The organism is Phormidesmis sp. 146-33, from assembly GCF_052939515.1.
Genome location: NZ_JBJPHU010000133.1, coordinates 1 through 16,894, shown reverse-complemented (window position 1 = coordinate 16,894; position 16,894 = coordinate 1). Strand labels below are relative to the sequence as shown.

Annotated in this window: 18 protein-coding genes; 4 read left to right on the top strand and 14 right to left on the bottom strand. The window is 47.2% G+C overall.

Going from position 1 to position 16,894, the window contains the following annotated elements; translation table 11 throughout:
- Positions 1 to 75 precede the first annotated feature (75 nt).
- The 4 genes from ACJ2PR_RS30855 to ACJ2PR_RS30840 form a co-directional block, all read right to left on the bottom strand.
- On the bottom strand, positions 76 to 624 hold the full coding sequence (locus ACJ2PR_RS30855; RefSeq protein ID WP_446879851.1) for a hypothetical protein: 549 nt from the start codon (positions 622 to 624) through the stop codon (positions 76 to 78).
- 10 nt (positions 625 to 634) lie between these two features.
- Positions 635 to 1,318, bottom strand: coding sequence for a hypothetical protein (locus ACJ2PR_RS30850; protein WP_446879850.1), 684 nt, complete (start codon positions 1,316 to 1,318; stop codon positions 635 to 637).
- 399 nt (positions 1,319 to 1,717) lie between these two features.
- Entirely contained in the window at positions 1,718 to 2,404 is a 687-nt protein-coding gene (locus ACJ2PR_RS30845) for a class I SAM-dependent methyltransferase (RefSeq protein ID WP_446879849.1), read from the bottom strand.
- A 4-nt stretch (positions 2,405 to 2,408) separates the two neighbouring features.
- Entirely contained in the window at positions 2,409 to 2,585 is a 177-nt protein-coding gene (locus tag ACJ2PR_RS30840; RefSeq protein WP_446857002.1) for a hypothetical protein, read from the bottom strand.
- A 392-nt stretch (positions 2,586 to 2,977) separates the two neighbouring features.
- On the opposite strand from ACJ2PR_RS30840, the gene ACJ2PR_RS30835 reads away from it, so the two are divergent.
- Both ACJ2PR_RS30835 and ACJ2PR_RS30830 read left to right on the top strand, forming a co-directional pair.
- Positions 2,978 to 5,515, top strand: a complete 2,538-nt coding sequence (locus tag ACJ2PR_RS30835) for a sugar phosphate nucleotidyltransferase (protein WP_446879848.1) — start codon at positions 2,978 to 2,980, stop codon at positions 5,513 to 5,515.
- 234 nt (positions 5,516 to 5,749) lie between these two features.
- The gene (locus ACJ2PR_RS30830) at positions 5,750 to 6,751 is read left to right on the top strand and encodes a DnaJ C-terminal domain-containing protein (RefSeq protein ID WP_446879847.1); all 1,002 of its coding nucleotides are present in this window, start codon (positions 5,750 to 5,752) and stop codon (positions 6,749 to 6,751) included.
- Between the two features lie 31 nt (positions 6,752 to 6,782).
- Here ACJ2PR_RS30830 and ACJ2PR_RS30825 read toward each other — a convergent pair whose 3' ends face one another.
- From ACJ2PR_RS30825 to ACJ2PR_RS30795, 7 genes are all read right to left on the bottom strand, one after another.
- Complete coding sequence (locus ACJ2PR_RS30825) at positions 6,783 to 7,547, bottom strand: WecB/TagA/CpsF family glycosyltransferase (protein ID WP_446879846.1); 765 nt, start codon at positions 7,545 to 7,547, stop codon at positions 6,783 to 6,785.
- A complete protein-coding gene (locus ACJ2PR_RS30820; RefSeq protein ID WP_446879845.1) occupies positions 7,544 to 8,719 on the bottom strand; it encodes a glycosyltransferase family 4 protein in 1,176 nt (391 codons plus the stop codon). The genes ACJ2PR_RS30825 and ACJ2PR_RS30820 overlap by 4 nt, the downstream gene beginning before the upstream one ends.
- 8 nt (positions 8,720 to 8,727) lie before the next feature.
- Entirely contained in the window at positions 8,728 to 10,020 is a 1,293-nt protein-coding gene (locus ACJ2PR_RS30815; protein ID WP_446879844.1) for a glycosyltransferase family 4 protein, read from the bottom strand.
- Between the two features lie 29 nt (positions 10,021 to 10,049).
- Positions 10,050 to 10,655: a class I SAM-dependent methyltransferase gene (locus ACJ2PR_RS30810; RefSeq protein ID WP_446879843.1), complete on the bottom strand. Its 606-nt coding sequence runs from the start codon at positions 10,653 to 10,655 to the stop codon at positions 10,050 to 10,052.
- A gap of 110 nt (positions 10,656 to 10,765) precedes the next feature.
- A complete protein-coding gene (locus ACJ2PR_RS30805) occupies positions 10,766 to 12,133 on the bottom strand; it encodes an MATE family efflux transporter (RefSeq protein WP_446879842.1) in 1,368 nt (455 codons plus the stop codon).
- Positions 12,134 to 12,162: 29 nt separating this feature from the next.
- Positions 12,163 to 13,062 carry a bestrophin family protein gene (locus tag ACJ2PR_RS30800; RefSeq protein ID WP_446879841.1) on the bottom strand — a complete coding sequence of 300 codons (900 nt, stop codon included), beginning with the start codon at positions 13,060 to 13,062 and terminating at the stop codon, positions 12,163 to 12,165.
- A gap of 90 nt (positions 13,063 to 13,152) precedes the next feature.
- Positions 13,153 to 13,611 (bottom strand): hypothetical protein, encoded by a 459-nt coding sequence (locus ACJ2PR_RS30795; protein ID WP_446869378.1) that lies wholly within the window; start codon positions 13,609 to 13,611, stop codon positions 13,153 to 13,155.
- 86 nt (positions 13,612 to 13,697) lie between these two features.
- Between ACJ2PR_RS30795 and ACJ2PR_RS30790 the strand changes: the two genes are divergently transcribed.
- Positions 13,698 to 13,823 (top strand): hypothetical protein, encoded by a 126-nt coding sequence (locus ACJ2PR_RS30790; RefSeq protein ID WP_446879840.1) that lies wholly within the window; start codon positions 13,698 to 13,700, stop codon positions 13,821 to 13,823.
- 27 nt (positions 13,824 to 13,850) lie between these two features.
- Here the strand turns inward: ACJ2PR_RS30790 and ACJ2PR_RS30785 are convergent, their stop codons facing one another.
- The 3 genes from ACJ2PR_RS30785 to ACJ2PR_RS30775 form a co-directional block, all read right to left on the bottom strand.
- Positions 13,851 to 14,075, bottom strand: a complete 225-nt coding sequence (locus ACJ2PR_RS30785) for a hypothetical protein (RefSeq protein ID WP_446856992.1) — start codon at positions 14,073 to 14,075, stop codon at positions 13,851 to 13,853.
- Between the two features lie 337 nt (positions 14,076 to 14,412).
- A complete protein-coding gene (locus tag ACJ2PR_RS30780) occupies positions 14,413 to 14,871 on the bottom strand; it encodes a DUF3531 family protein (RefSeq protein WP_446879839.1) in 459 nt (152 codons plus the stop codon).
- A 94-nt stretch (positions 14,872 to 14,965) separates the two neighbouring features.
- Positions 14,966 to 15,910 (bottom strand): Sll0314/Alr1548 family TPR repeat-containing protein, encoded by a 945-nt coding sequence (locus ACJ2PR_RS30775; protein ID WP_446879838.1) that lies wholly within the window; start codon positions 15,908 to 15,910, stop codon positions 14,966 to 14,968.
- Positions 15,911 to 16,172: 262 nt separating this feature from the next.
- Between ACJ2PR_RS30775 and ACJ2PR_RS30770 the strand changes: the two genes are divergently transcribed.
- The gene (locus ACJ2PR_RS30770; protein ID WP_446879837.1) at positions 16,173 to 16,841 is read left to right on the top strand and encodes an ABC transporter ATP-binding protein; all 669 of its coding nucleotides are present in this window, start codon (positions 16,173 to 16,175) and stop codon (positions 16,839 to 16,841) included.
- Positions 16,842 to 16,894 lie beyond the last annotated feature (53 nt).

Here is a 16,894-nt window from a genome sequence, read left to right as displayed (position 1 = left end):
TTTCTACTGACACTGACTAGTTAATCGTACTACATCTACTTGAAAAATGCTGTAAGTAACTTGTCCAATCGAAGCTCATTCAAAATCCAATTTGATGCATAAGTGAGTACTCACCTCAAAAGAGTCATTCAGAAACACTGCATCTTCTAAAGCGGTAAATTTCTCGTAAATCTGCTCGACCTCACCTGATTTCGCTACAACAGATAGAACAAGCAGTTTAAGCTGAGAATCTTCTGGATCTTGAGAAACGCGCAATTTGAGAAGATTACTAGAGAAGTACTCCCCAATTTTTTTATGAGCTTCAATTAAAAAATTAGCTACATCCTGATGCTCTTTCAAGAATGCCAGTACAGTTTTACGGTCTTCTAACCAATATTTGTCAAGAATACTGGCAAGATTGAGTCTTGAGCGCGGGACTTGCTGAAGTGCCAAACTTTTCTCAGCTATCGAAATTAGACTAGCTCCTATGTTTGTCAGCTTTGACAGCGCTCTAATGCCAGCCTCGCTAGATTTAGGGATCTTCCTTGCAGCCAGCAAGACCTCTTCCTTCCCACAGAACGAAAATTGATCCCCTCTAGACGCGCCTTTTACTTGAGGATACTTTGCGTTTCTGTTCGTTACCATAGCTTTATCCTCAATCTGTGTATGGCTCTAGATAAGGGATACTTGCTTTTTCCAGCATAGACCGGATCGCTTGTGTTTTCTCTTTAGCTCTTAGAATCTGCTCAAGAAGAACATCTAAGCCGGATTGATCCAGCGCTGTATAAAATTCTTTCTGTCCTGTCGCATCGCGATACGTAATTCTCAGTGTGTGCGTCGCAAACATAGCAACTATCCCCCGCTCTACTTCATCCTGAAAAATCGGACGAGCATCAGTCACGATACGGGCATCCGCGAGAATTCGCTCACTCTCAATACGTAACTCCAATGTCTTAGCAATGGTTCTAAAGATCCCATCTGCTCTCAGTAGTTCATGAATTCGTCTTCTGAACCGAGCTACTTGATCATCGGAATAGTCAGAAGTCTCTTCACAATCGAAAAGATCAGTTTCTAGCGTCATAACAAGGTTGTCTATGAACGCACCCCCCCTTCCATTCAAATGCATTTGGAGGGAAACAACCATTTGAGTAATCTCTTCCAAGTTTTCGAGGTTGATTCCCTTAACTTCAGCCGCCAACGCGATCGCCGCTGCCTCTACGCTGGATGCGGGGGAAACTTTACTGATAGCATTCAGGATCGCCCTAAAGACTTCATCCTCAACGTCAATCAGGGATTTAGCTCCTCGAAGGTATTCTTCTGGAATGTTCAAATCAGGCATATTACTCTCGTTATCTCGTCTTTAACTTTTGATCCGTGACAGCGACTTTAGACCCTCCAAACATTTCAAAGCCGCTCTACACCGCTCAAAAATAGCTGCTTCTAGCGGTGACCTAACCGCAAGTTAATCCAAAAGATGCTGTAATTGGATGGCCCACTTGAAAGTATCTGCTTTCTCTGGCTCAACCACCAAATTAACATCGATTAGTCATAGTCGCATTACCATTTCTACCCATCCAGAAATCAGGGTTGTGCGTTAAAGGTATAACGATTCGATAGATTGTGTACTGCCAAAGGTCTGACTACCGAATCAATGCCATTTCCCAGTGTGAGAAAAATTTAGTTGAGGGGGAATCAGAACGTTCTGCGATCGCCACTCCATCAGTCCACGTTCCCAAACTCAAAAGGTCACTTTGTAAAGCTGAAACAGTTCGCCGGGTAGAGTTCTGGAGATCTTGCCGCCGACGGATTGGATTGCTTTTCGCCAGTCGGTGAGCGATTCTAAAAACACTTCTGTACCGAGATAGGTTTCCAAAATTGCCCAGTTCTCGGCCAGGGGCGTGTCAAGATCTAGCACGTCAAAAACAAACGAGCCGCCGGGTTTGAGAACACGCTTGACTTCGGTTAAGACGGTTTCCCAGTAGTCGATCGAGTAGTAACAACTAAATCCTGTGGCGATCGCCAGATCAAACTGATTTGCTTCGTAATGCAGCTCGTGGGCAGCTCCCAGGGTCACGCCTTTGAAGAGTTTGGAGTTTAACTGTGGCCCTCTAGCAACCAGAAGATCACGGGCGATCGTGCTGATTTCTTGCCCATAAAAAAACGCCTCCCAGTCTCGCCAGGGGTAAATCAAAAAACTCACCCCACAGCCAATATCCAGGCAGCGCTGATTTTTTTGCGGCTTTGCCAGTTGCCAAAAGGGAGAAGTCGTTTTTGACTGCAAAATGCCCGAAGTCCGTTCGAGAAAGATGGGCATCGCCTTGACTTCATCTGGCAGATCAAACGGTTCTCCCCGGTAGTCTTGATTAAAGCGATCGGCAACCGCCGTAATTTGAGTTTGCCAATCTTGAAATCGATCTTGTTTCAAGTGCCTAACCTTTCAGTGCTTTGGTGAAGTTTTGGCGGTAAGACTTGCTGATCAGCAACACCGGCCACAACAACGATAGGTATAGCTTACCTTCGTTAAAGTTTGTCCGCCGAAATCCTTTCCAAAACTTCCAAGCGCCATACGCATAGCCTACCAACGCAACCAGCAGTAAAAGTTTCATTTCCTGAGCCTCGATCGTACAAACAACACCGCAATGATGCGATTACTCAAGATTCTAGCAATCGATCGGGCGATGGGTGGTCAAATCAATTTCATTGAAGCAATCCAGGGGCGTGATTAAAGAATTGTTAGCGGAACTGTCTGAGAAAACGATCGCACGTTCAAATTAGATTAAGGAAATTAAGAAATCTTCTTACAATTCTCACACACGCTTATCGAGAAAAATTGACACGATGCATCCGTAGGACACCGACTCTCAACCGTGGGAAGTGCTAGTGTGGCAAGTGTCAGGAGAATTGCTCCCCGTTTCCTGATGCCCCCGATTTCGTCTAATTACATCGTCGCGGGTGCCCCACAGATGAGAGCAACCACAGCAAACAGCAAGGAGACCGTATGCGTGCAGTGTTGATGGCAGGTGGATCAGGAACGCGACTCCGCCCCCTTACCTGTGACCTGCCCAAACCGATGGTGCCGATTCTCAATCGCCCGATCGCAGAACACATTATCAATTTACTGAAGCGCCATCGGATTCGAGAAATTATCGCGACGCTGCACTATTTGCCGGATGTGATGCGCGACTATTTTCAAGATGGCAGTGAGTTTGGGGTGCAGATGACCTACGCCGTCGAAGAAGACCAGCCCCTGGGTACGGCAGGCTGTGTCAAAAATGTCGCAGAACTGCTAGACGGCACGTTTTTGGTGATCAGCGGAGACAGCATTACAGACTTTGATCTGACGGCCGCCATTGAGTTTCATCATCGCAACCACTCCAAAGCCACATTGGTTTTGACGCGGGTGCACAATCCGATCGACTTTGGGGTCGTAATCACAGACGAAAACGATCGCATTCGGCGGTTTTTAGAAAAGCCCTCGACCAGTGAAATCTTCTCAGATACGGTCAACACGGGCATTTACATTCTGGAACCTGAAGTTCTAGATTATCTGCCCTTCAATGAGGAAGCCGATTTTTCTAAAGATCTGTTTCCCCTGATGCTCGAAAAAGATGAGCCGATGTATGGCTACATTGCCGAGGGCTATTGGTGCGATGTGGGTCATCTGGATGCTTATCGAGAAGCGCAATATGACGGGCTGCGGCAAAAAGTGACGCTCAACTTTCCATATCCAGAACGATCGCCCGGTCTCTGGGTGGGAGAAAACACGTTTATCGATCCAACCGCCCATATCGAAACGCCTGCCATTATTGGCAACAACTGCCGCATTGGGCAAAGAGTTCAAATTGAAGCAGGAACGGCGATCGGAGACAATGTGACGATCGGAGCCGACGCAGACCTCAAGCGTCCGATCATCTGGAATGGCGTGATGCTTGGCGAAGAAGTGCATTTGCGGGCCTGTGTGATCGCGCGCGGGTCACGAGTCGATCGTCGCGCCCATGTTTTGGAAGGAGCCGTCGTCGGCCCGCTGTCGAGTGTGGGCGAAGAGTCTCAAGTGAGTCCCAATGTGAGAATCTGGCCGAGCAAGCATGTCGAACCGGGTGCCACGCTCAACAGTAATTTAATTTGGGGCTATGCGGCTCATCGCAATCTCTTTGGTCAGCGAGGTGTTTCGGGGTTGGCGAACGTCGATATCATTCCAGAATTTGCGGTGAAATTGGGGGCGGCGTATGGTTCGACCTTGAAACCGGGGGCACAGGTGACGGTCTCGCGCGATCAGCGTCCGATTTCGAGAATGGTGTCGCGATCGCTGATTGCAGGTCTGATGTCAGTGGGCGTGAGTGTGCAAAATTTGGAGGCGACTTCGATTCCTGTAGCACGATCGATTGTCCCGACGCTGGAAGTTGTCGGTGGCATTCATGTGCGGGTGCATCCCGATCGCTCGGATCATCTGCTGATTGAGTTTTTCGATCGCAAAGGTATCAATATTTCTAAAGGAGCTGAGAAGAAGATCGAAGGCGCGTTCTTTAAGGAAGATTTTCGACGGGCGCAAATTCAAGAAATTGGCAATGTGGTGAATGTCAATCAAGCGATCGACCTTTACAGCCGAGGGTTTGAGAAGCATCTGAATACTCAAGCCATTCAGCACAGCAGTTCTAAAGTCGTGATCGATTACGCTTATGCGGTGTCTGGCGCAGTGTTGCCCCAACTGTTAGCCAAATATGGCTGTGATGCCGTCGTATTGAATGCAAGTTTGACACAAACCGCCCCGACACCAGCCGATCGTGAAGGCTTGCTCAATCAGCTAGGGCATGTGGTCGAAGCGCTAAAAGCGACTTTTGGAGTGCAGGTTTCAGCCAATGGTGAGCAGCTTGTTTTGGTTGATGAGACGGGCAATCCGATTCGGGGTGAGACGCTGACGGCTTTGATGGTCGATATGGTGTTGACGGCGCATCCGAGAGGGACGGTGGTCGTTCCAGTTCATGCGTCTAGCGCGGTGGAACTGATTGCCCGTCGCCACGATGGTAAAGTGCTGAGAACCAAAGCCAACCCGACCGCTTTGATGGAGACCTGCCACACCAATTCCAACACGGTTGTGGGTGGCAGTGGCGAAATGGGATTCATCTTTCCTCAACTGCATCCTGGCTTTGACGCGATGTTTTGCATTGCCAAACTGATTGAGATGCTGTCTCTCCAAGAGCGAACCCTGGCTCAGATTCGCGCTGAGTGTCCCCGCATTTCTCACAAAACCTATTCTGTGCGCTGCCCGTGGACGGTGAAAGGCGCGCTGATGCGGCATTTGGTCGAAAGTCATCCCGTTGAAAATCTAGAACTGATCGACGGCGTAAAAATCTTTAACCATCAGCATGATAGCTGGGTGCTGATTCTCCCCGATGCGGGTGAGCCATTGATTCACATTTATGCCAATAGCCACGATCGCGGCTGGGTCGATGAAACCCTTCGAGAATATCGTCTGCGCGTCCAAGATTTTGTCTACGAAGAACAAGGAGTCGATGAACGCCGAGCCGAGCGAGTTTGAGAAAAAACTTCAAAAACCAACATCCACAAATCTATCAAAGCAATTCTTTCATCCCTCATCCCTCATCCCTCACCCCTCATCCCTCATCCCTTCTTGTACGGAGATTTCAACCCAAATCGGTAGCTCGACCGAACCTGGAAGAAGGTCGTTTTTGATATGTTAGTAGTGCAACTGGAGATAAAATCTCGACAAAACTATAGTGAAGTACATTAATCGTTAAAGGGGTAGAGACTGGTGGCAGCAACCGACTTCAAAGACTATTACACGATTTTGGGCGTGAGCAAGACTGCCAGTGCAGATGACATCAAGAAGGCATTTCGCAAGCTGGCGCGACAATATCACCCTGATTTGAATCCTGGCGACAAGGCGGCAGAGGCTCGCTTTAAAGAAGTCAACGAGGCTTATGAGGTGCTGTCAGACGGCGACAAGCGCAAAAAATATGATCAGTTTGGACAATATTGGCAGCAAGCCGATCGAGCCGGAGCCAGCCCTGGAAGAGGACGATCGCCCTTCAACACAACGCCTGGATTTGATGAATTTGAGTTTGGCCGCTATGGCAGTTTTGACGAATTTATCAACGATCTGCTGGGGCGGATGGGCAACAACGGCACGGCCGGATATGGGCGCACGGCAGATCCTTTTAGCGGCTATCGTACGGCTCCTTCGGGCGCAGGTTCGACCGCTGACACGGGGGCAAATCTCGACACCGAGGCCTCTGTAAAATTGACTTTGGGAGAAGCTTTTAACGGCACTCAGAAACGATTTGCGATTGGCAACGAAACGATCGAGGTACGCATTCCTCCTGGTGCCAAAGCGGGGACGAGAATTCGGGTACGGGGCAAAGGTCGCTTTAGTCCTCACTATACGAGTCAGCGCGGCGACTTGTATCTGACCGTCGAACTTACGCCCCATCCATTCTTTCAGTTTGATGGCGACAACTTGACCTGTGAAGTGGCGATCGCTCCTGATGAGGCCGTCTTAGGCGCACAGATTGAAGTGCCAACGCCCGATGGACTGGTGAAGGTGAACGTTCCGGCGGGGATTCGATCGGGCCAATCGCTGCGGCTGAGAGGGAAAGGCTGGAAAAATCCGAAGGGCGATCGTAGTGATCAGATGGTCAAGATTACGATCGTACCGCCCAAAGAGTTGAGTCCTGTTGAGCGCGAATATTACGAGAAAATTCGGGATGGTCGTAGCTATGACCCGCGTGCAAATCTCAAAGGCGTTCAGCTTTAGATTGTCAATTCCGCTGCTTAAATTCTACAGGTTAGCAAGAATCTGAATGATGGCCTTTGAGCGATCGTCTGACCAACTGCAACCCAAACAAGACAACAAAAGCAGGATTGTTGACCAGGTAGCGCTTCCAGAGGCGGCGAGGTTCTGTAACTAAGCGATAGAGCCACTCTAAGCCGAGGCGCATCATCCAGCGGGGAGCCTGCGACACTTCGCTACTGTGAAAACTGAAGGCTGCCCCAACTCCAATCATGACGGCTTGCAGGTGACCTTGCTGTCTTGCCATCCATTCTTCTTGTTTGGGGCAACCGAGCGCGACGAATACGACCGAAGCGCCAGACACATGAATGCGATCGCGATCTGCCATTTCTTCGGCAGGAGTCAGGGTGCGAAAGGGAGGCGCATAGCTTCCAGCAATTTGTAAGGTGGGAAACTGCTGCTGTAAGTTGCATTTAAGTTTATCTAAAGTGGTTTCTGTAGTGCCGTAGAGGTAGATAGATAGATTAGCTTGAGCGGCGCGATCGCACCATTTCAACATTAAGTCGGGGCCATAAACTCTGGTTTGTTGAGAATTTTGTAAGAGTCGTAAGCCCCACACTAAAGGCATTCCATCCGGTGTAATGAGAGCCGCTTTATTCACAATTTGTTGATAAGATCTGCGCCAATAGGCTGTCATAATCACATGCACATTTGCCGCCACAACGTAGCAGGAAGTTTTTTGAACCGCCCACTTTTGAATGCGATCGCACGCTTCTGAATAATCTACACAGTCGAGGCGAGTTCCTAAGATTTTGGTCATGAAACCATTTGATAAGCTTGCTCTGTCAGTTGGGCAATGCGCTGCCAAGTATAATGTTCTGCGACTTTACGTTGTCCAGCTTCTCCCATTTTTTGAGCTTGAGTTGGGTTAGATAAAAGGTGACAGATGTGATCGGCAATTTGGTGAGCTTCCTGATCTACAAGATAGCCATCCACACCATCTGAAATCACTTCTGAAACTGCCGGAATCGGACACCCAATCACGGGTTTTCCAAAACTCCAGGCTTCGGTATAAACGCCCCCGAAACTCTCTTGAGTAGAAGGAACACAAAGTAACGTGCAGGCCGCGATCGCGTTGGTTTTTTCCTGCAAATCAACCTTGCCCAAACGATGAATTCTGGGGTCATCGAATTCCCGAAAAATCTGCTCAGACTGTTTGACTGCCGGCCCGACAAAAACAAACTGCGCTTCGGGGATTTTTTGCCAAACAAGCTTTGCAGATTCTAATACCTGACGATAACCTTTGTAGGCATAGTGCTGTCCGAGAAAAAGAACGATCGGTGCTTTTAAGGAATGCTTTTTTTGGAAGGCGATCGCATCGGCATCAGGGGCTAAAACTGACCCCATTCCAGTTACTGCAATTCGGTTCTCTTGAACTCCTAATTCCATTAAGATCTGTTTTTCTGCCTGAGTCAGAGCAATCACGATATCCGCCAATTTATAGAGTTTTAAGTAGGCTTTATATCGCCATCCAATCCAGCGAGGATGATGAACTGGAGTCAAGACAAACGGTAAGTTTCTGTGTTTTGCTGTCTGAAATGATGCATAGCTTAATCCTTCTCGTCCAATCCGAACGTTGTGAATCAGATCGACATCTGCGTATCGAGTTAAATGCTGCTCTAAACAAGTAGAAATGTTTGGTAGTGCAAGACTCATTAAAGGATAATAAATTGGTACGATCGGAGCCAGTTTTAGCTTTTCCCAATTCGATAACCCCAATCGATGTACTGGAATGTTATCTATCACGTAATCACGGCTATTTCGGGGTGCATTCAGAGTTGTTCCTAATAGCCAATCGGTGCGATTTTGATCCCAATGGCTGACCACTTGAATGGTGTGGCGATCGCTCAACTGTTGGGCTACTTTGTGTTGATGAAGTTGGGCCCCTCCGATGTAAGGAGGATAGGCAGTCAACGTATAAAGCAATCGCATAATTCTATCTATTTTGAGGAATTATTTATCGCAATTTGATAGACTTCAGCAGTTTGTTCTGCACATTTTTTCCAGCTAAACTGACTGGCTCTTTGTAGAGATTTTTGTGACATTTCGATTCTCAGTTCTGTGCTGTTGAGAACTTTTGAAAGCGCCTGACAAAGCTCGTCCTCTTGATGGGGATCGATCGTGATTCCAGCCTCGCCTACAACTTCAGGTAAAGAGCTTGTATTGGAAGTAATCACAGGCGTTCCACACTGCATGGCTTCAAGCGGCGGCAAGCCAAATCCCTCGTAGAGAGAAGGGTAAGCAAAAACAGACGCACCGCTATAAATCGCGCTCAAATCTTCATCAGGAATGTAGCCTGTAAGAATAATTCGCGATCGCAGTTTTGGATCAACGTCAGGCAGTGATTCAAAGATGCGATCGTACTTCCAACCTAGCGTTCCGACTAGAACCAAACAAGTGTCTTGATCGTGAGTTTCCTGAATATATCTGAGAAATCCTCTCACCAGGAAATCCAAATTTTTGCGCGGTTCAAGGGTTGCCAAACTGAGAATATACGGACGTTGGGGGATTTGATACTTTTGGGTTGTGAGCGCGATCGTCGCATCATCCACAACTGGGTAAAATGCCTCAGATGCAGCTAATGGAACTACAAAAACGCGATCGGGATTCATTGAAGAAATCTCACAGAAATCTTGTTTAGTCGCTTCTGAAATACAGATTACATAATCCCGATCCTTTCTAATTTGATCAATTGCATTACTTAAATGTCTAAATTCTCGATACTTAAAATATTGAGGAAATTTAATCGGAATTAAATCATACATTGTAAAAATGCAGGGCTTTGATTGAGTAAATTCTAAATTGCCAACTTTGAAGAATGGAAAGTGGAATAAATCAATGTCTGTGAACTGAAGTTGGGGGGGGAATAAGCGCTCGATCGGAAGCGTTGAAAACTTTCTTGCAACTTTGTTAATTAAAGTTCGGCTCGTGGTTCGCTTCCAGTTAAAATCAACTAGCTTTTTTTCTGCCTTGTAGATTAGAGAAGTATAAGACTTTGGAGGAAATGGAAGGCTAAATTGTTCACTATGCTTTGGGTAAAGGTGTTGTACAAACTGTAAGGCGGCTGCCATTTCCCAATAGGCTCTACAAGAAGTTAGGGTGAGGTCAAGATTTCCAATCTGCAAAAGATATTTGAGGTTCTCATCAATTACTCGGAAAATGCCTGTGCGAGAACGCTGATTAAAATGACTAATTCCTAACACAGAAATGTCGTAAGCGACCCGATATTTCATATCAAACTTCGACTTTTATAAGAAGATAATTAAAGATCAACGATCGCAACCAGAGAAGAATGAAACTCTAAATCAGATTGCTTCATAGTCAATAAGAGAGCCTTGATTAAAAATGCAACAGGACTTCTAACAGCATAGCTAAAAGAAAACCTCCTTTCTCCTTTGATTAGTTCAGAACACAAATACCGAATTGGAACTCGAATTTCACCAGAGATTTTGAATGGTGAATTGGTCACAGTTCTAATAAGCTTCTCCAGAGACTCTGCGTTATAGTACCTCAAATGAGTAGAATCTTGATACGTAAGTAAAGTCAAATTACACTTCTGAAAAAGCGAGTAATTCTCATGGGGAACTGTAATAATTAAACGTCGTTTTGTGACTCGAACTAACTCTTTAAGCGCAGTCAGATCATCAACATGTTCCAGCACGTCAAAACAGTAAGTAGAGTCAAAATAATTGTCTTCAAAAGGCAAGTCTGTGATGTCTGCCTGCTTATAAAAATGCCGTTGATCGACCGGAATCGTTTCTAAAAATTCAAGCATTTTATCCACTCCCGTCACATCAAATCCCTTGGCTCTTAGATATTCTGAGTAAGCACCACCTGCACATCCAGCATCTAGAAACAGATTGCCCAAAAGATAGCGATCGAGATGAGCAACTCTTTCTGAGTTTAGTTCACCTGTGATTGAAGACCACTGAAATTTTCGAGCATTCTCAAGCGAATAAGCGTCCAATGCACCGTCTCCTAATGATTGTCTATTAGTTTAAAGTCAGATCTCAGCTTTTGAAGAATTTTTAGCGTATGAGTTCCAATAATTCCGATTGGAAATACTAGCAAACAAATCGCTGTTGCCCAACAAACTCCGGCAGCGCCAAGCAGATGTCCGAGCGCGATCGACAAAACAATATTAGTCACGCCTCCTGCCAGTCCAAAAATGACTTGAGACTTTATGATACCCATTCCATTAAGCACTGTTCCGATGCAGTGACCGACTGCCAATAGCACGCTTGTGACGACCATTGCCGCGACTAATGAAGTATCGATCGTCACTGTTTCATTAAGCCAAATAAAAATAATATTGTTTGTAAATGCGGCAAGCATTAGTCCCATCGAAATTGACCAGAGCAATGATAAAACGATCGTTTTTCTAAACGTTTGAATAATCCAGGAAATGTCTCTTCTAGAAAACGCTTCGCTATAGGCGGGCCACAACGGAAATAAGAAAGCTGTTTGAATCGTTCCTAATAAGCCAAATAGCTTAAGAATGGTTCCATAAGTCGCAACTTTTTCTGCTCCAAACAATTGGGCAACAATGATCAGATCGGTCTGAAAAAAAATGATGGAACTGATTTGAATCACCCAAAATTGCAGGCCTGTTTTGAGCAACCATTGAGCTTGTTTCTGACTAAAAGCAGACAGTTGAGGACGCAGCGATCGCCATCTCCAACCAAAAACATGCACCGTCGCTAACAAATCGCCCAGCAAGGATGTGCCAAAAAATACGATTACAAGCTGCGGTAGCCCGACTTGAAACTGAATCGCCACCACGAGAGCCGTCACCGAAGCCAGACTACCCAACCCACCCCAAGCTTGATAAAAATAGCCTTCTTGATAAGCGGTGTAGATTCGTCCAGCGACCGAGAGGGGCAACCGCAAAATAAAGCCAGCAAAAAACGCGATCGCCGCCCAACCCACTTCAGATTTTGCTTGAGCAGACGTGACGTTAAATAGCCGCTCCCACTGTACCCAGGGGTGAACCATAAAGAAGATTAGCGTCAGAGCGATCGCCATCCCAACCATTAGCCAAAATGCGCTAGAAACGGCCTGCTTTGCCTGCGGGGAGTCGGGACGATCGGCTGACAAAACGTTAGTCAAGCTATTAGCTAATCCCAGATCAGTCAGACTGACCCAACTGAGCAACATGCTCAACGTCAGCCACAACCCAAATCGCTCTGTTCCCAAATAATGAGCAGTCAGCGGAATCGAGAGCAAATTAGCCCCCATCGAAACCCCTCGCACCGCCAGCGTCGTCACCCCAGTGAGAGTCGCGCGACGAATTCTCTGCTGCCCGTCTGGGTCTGGTTTCTTGAGGAATTTCGGCACTGCACCCATGATGCGAGATTAGACACTCCTCCCAGTATCTACCATTTGTCTACCTGAACACTGGGTCTGAGACTGGTTAAGTCGCCAATATTTCGCAGCATCGTTTCACAAATCGTATCCAGCGGCAGATCATTGGGATCGCGCCCAAACGGATTTTCGATTTCGATGCCAATTTCCTCAATCCCAAATAGCGTAAAGCTAATCAGCACCACAACGGGGCAAGTCCACCACACTAAATTACCCACCATTTGAAAGGGCAGAGACAGACAATAAAGCAAAAGTAATTGTTTGAGATGAATCGCGTAGGCTAGAGGCATAGGGGTTTTGAGAATGCGTTCACAACCGCCCAATTGCTCCACCAAACTATCTAACAGTTCGTGCATCGCGGTCAGTTGATGAATGTTGAGACGATCGCACTCATGTTGCAATTGCAAATAGTCGCCCAACCAGAAGGCAACTTTGAGCGGTGGGTTATTCATTCTTTTTAGTTTCTCAAATTGCTCAGGGGAAACTAATTGCTCAACTTCATGATTGATCGCTTCCTGACGCAAATGCAATTTTGTCACCACCGCAAACGCCACAATTAAATTCAAAGCCGCCAGTTTTGCAGTACGATCGCCCGCCTCTTTTTCTTCCACCACAATCCAGATGCGTCGTGCCAGGTTTCGCACACAGTTAATGATTTTGCCCCAACATTTTCGACCTTCCCAGTAGCGATCGTAGGCAGTATTGGTGCGAAATACTAACAGCAACCCCAGCACAATATTAGGGATCAAACTAGCCAAAAATGGCAGTGAAACAGGATATTTGTAGTGGTGAAATACGGTGATCACTAGCCCAAACAGCCCGCAAAAGATAGACCGGGGCAAAACAGACAAAATAATCGAGCCTTTTAGCTGCAAGGCAAGCTGCAACCAGCGGCGTTTTTCTAAACTCATTACATGGAATCGGTGGACGGCAGTTTGCTAGGAAGTGGGAGCATGGCACAAGTCCTGGATTCCCTAATTTTTGGAAGCACTAACGGTCAATCAACGCCGAACTTTGCCCGTAAACCCGGCTGCCTTAAATTGAGTGAGCTTGAGCGGGGTGGGCTGATTGGCGGCGACGGTGATTCTCAGTTCAAAATCGCTGACTCCGGGAGGCACTTCTTCGATCGACCCCAGACGAGTCCGATTTTGCATCACTGAGTCGTTGTTTGCGTCGTAGATGCGCCCAAAAATGTCTGCATTGACCACAGGTTTGTTGGTAGAGTTTTCGGCTTTGCCCGTGACGATGAAGCAATTTGCCGCGCGTGAAGTGCCTCCGCTGCTGACGGTTCCGGCTCCGACCTCAGTTGGGCACTCGTGATAAGACAGGTCAAATAATTTGATTTGAGTCAGGGCAAACGCATCCGGCGACCCTCCCAAAATCCACAGAAAGGCCGAAAGAACGACAACCACCAAAGCTCGAAATTGCATAACGCTACCCACTGCGATCGACTCACGCACATTATCAACCGCTTTGAGGTCAGTTGCATCACTCTTCCCAATAAAAAACCGGCCTTGACGACCGGATTCGAGAAGATTTGGCAGGGATGAGAGAAATCAGGCGATCGCTGCCACACTCACAAACTGCACCCACAGTAGATCAAATTCATCTTCTAAAAACCTGCCTGATTGACCCTTCTCTGGGCACGATCGCTAAAACAAATAAGCTGTAATTCAAATAAATATTGTTAAAAATCTCGTCAAGAATGGCTGCGCCACTGAGACTCCAACATAGCAATTTGTTGCAGCAAAAGAACAGTACGTTGGTAAGCGCGACGTTTTCGATACCAGGAAAATCCCAAGGCAAAACCGAGCGGCAAAACTAGAGCCAGCATTCCTAACAAGGTTGTCGAGGGGCCGACTTGTCCGGTTTGAGACGCTGGATTGGGGTTAGGGAGATCTGAAGGACAGGTGGAAGACTGCATTAGTTTACTCTTGTAGAAATTAGTGGTCTGGGTTGATCGATCGTCGGTCGAGAAAACAGGCGAAACCGCTACCAAGAGACTGAACTCTTCAGCCTCATCTTATGTCTTGAGACAGGTCTGTAGCGGAAGTAACAGAAATTTCTTTATAACAGTGCATTAGTACTTTCCTCACAAAAAAAGGGGCGGACACTTGGCCCACCCCGCAGGAGGAGATGTCTCTTAAATTTGTTCTGTAGGCTTACGTTTGGGTTGTCGTTGTTCCTACCGATAAAGACATCTTCAATGCTTGAGGATGACTTTCCTGATCAAAATTGTCCAGTTTCAAGACTTTGCCTGACTAGTTTTGCTGATTGTCCATTACAAAGTCGGGCTGGTTGCTGCCTGGTGCCCGCCAGTCCTCGTTTTCACCGCCAATAATCAGTTGCTCGATCGTCACATAATCCTGACTAAGCTGTCGAATTGAGTTGATGAGAATGTCGAGCGCGATCGCGTCACTCGTCCCCAAGTCAAACCAGCAGCGCCCCCAATAGCCTTCATACTCAAACTCGCCCATGTTGTGCATCAAGGCGACCAGCGTATTTGTAGAAGCATCTTCGTCATAGGTCATGTAGCTGATTTCTAGCCCCACATCTTGAACTTGCAGACTTTCGGCATTAAAGCCGCCCAGCTTTCCTAAAAAGAACCAGGATGTAAAAAGTTCTTCAACGTACTGCTTCTCCATCTCAGAGGGCACTGTATTGAACTCAACCCACATCCAAACGTTAAAGGGATCAAATTCTCGAAATTGTATTTGCATAACTTCGGATTGCTGTCGGTAAGGGGCAATTGTAAAACATGAATTTCAGTTCTTCATTATCCATTCTGCACAAACCCCAACCTCAGCGCTTTTCTCACCGCCCTTTGTTTTGTAAACGCTGCTGGGTGCGATCGAATTCGCGTTGAATCTGTTTGACAACTCCTTGAGGAAGCTGTTCTTTTTGATTGAGTGCCTTTTGAAAGAACGCCACGCTGTCTTTGTTGTTGCCTTGACGCACGAGAATTTGAGCTTTGAGATAGCTGAGTTCGGGATTAGTTGGGGCGGCAGCGATCGCTCGATTGATGGCAACCAAAGCTTTATCTAGTTGGTTCATATCTCGATAGCCTATTGCCAATCCGCGATCGGCTAAATATCGGGGACTGGCGTATCTTTCTAGTCGCTCGATCGCCTGACCCGGATTAGACAGCGGCAAACTCACATTCACAGCCAGCAGCAACTCGATATAGCCTTTGATGAGGTTGAGTTCTGGGTCTTGGGGAGCAATTTTTTCAGCATCGTCCAGATTTTTGAATGCCTGCTGAATTCTTCCTAACGCCTGGGGGGTGCCGCGCACTAAGCCCTGAGTGCCGATCACGTAGCCCAGTTCGATGAAGTTGCTAACGGCGAGGTAGAGATTGCCCCGAAGCGGATCGGTTTTGAGCAAGCGATCGGCGGCTTCCCGCGTTTTACCAGCACTGGTTTTGAGTAGATCGATCGCCGCTTGTTTTTTCTGCGGATCGGTTTCACCCTGAAAATTGTTGTAGGCCATCGCTGCCTGTAGCGCATAGGCTAACGGTTCATCGGGTTCAGCTTGTCTGAGAAAGGTTTCGGCTGCTTTATAGTTGCCCTGCTCAAAAACGGCTTTAAAGGCAGCTTCGGTCTTGTCTCCGATCGGACGGGGGTTTGTCGTTCTAAACGGATCTTTGGCAAAAGATGGCGTAATCCAAAGGCTCATGGCGATCGCCGTCGCGCCCATTACCCACCCCAGTCGTTTGGGATTAACCCAGGAATAAATCGGCCCACAGGGAAAATCAAGCATAAGTTCTGTTCTCTAAAGGACGGTGAGGAAGTCAACTTGCGACGACAATTTAATTTTGCCATCCAGAAAATGTAATAGTTGCTTGACGAACTTCCTAATTTCAAGTTCCACTTTGGCGTTTGAACTCCGGACTCTAGAGTTCATCCCTTGTGATCATGTCGGATGTGAGGGATTTGGGTAAACTAGCGATCGATATGCCAGAATGCTGAGTACAAATTCTTTAGTCCGACCAGACTTTTCACCCTCTTGAGTACCGTCCTGAATGCTCTATCTTCGTGACCTCTCCTATCATCCGCCTGCCAGTCAAACGGCGATTCTCAAATCGATCAACCTTGAAATCGCTCCTCAGCAGTTAGGGCTAATTATCGGGCCCAGCGGATCAGGAAAAAGCACCCTCCTAGAGATTTTGTCAGGACTGGCAGAACCCACCAGCGGCAGCATTTTTTGGCGAGAACAAGAACTCAACTTTCTCCACCTTCAACAGTTGAGCGGACTCGTCTTTCAGTTTCCAGAACGTCATTTTTGCGGCGGCACCCTGCTAGAAGAACTGCGGCTTGGTCATCCCGAACTTGGCTCAGAACGGATTCATGAAGCGTTAGCATCCGTTTCGCTCGACCACTTGCCCCTAAAAACAGCGCCTCATTCTCTCAGTGGTGGACAACAAAGACGACTCGCCCTCGCCGTACAATTGATCCGTCAGCCCAACCTCTTGCTGCTTGACGAACCGACCGCCGGGCTTGATTGGTCAATGCGACAACAGTTGGTCAATCTGCTGTCCAAACTCAAACAACAGTGGAGCCTCCTTGTGGTGTCTCATGATGCAGGAGATATGTTGGCGATCGCCGATCGCTGCTGGACACTTCAACAGGGCGAGTTAAATGAAATCGACCCCGAAAAGTTAAAGACAAATGAGCCGCAGTTGATTTCTTAGCAGGGATGAGGGATGAGGGATGAGGGATGAGGGATGAGGGATGAGGGATGAGG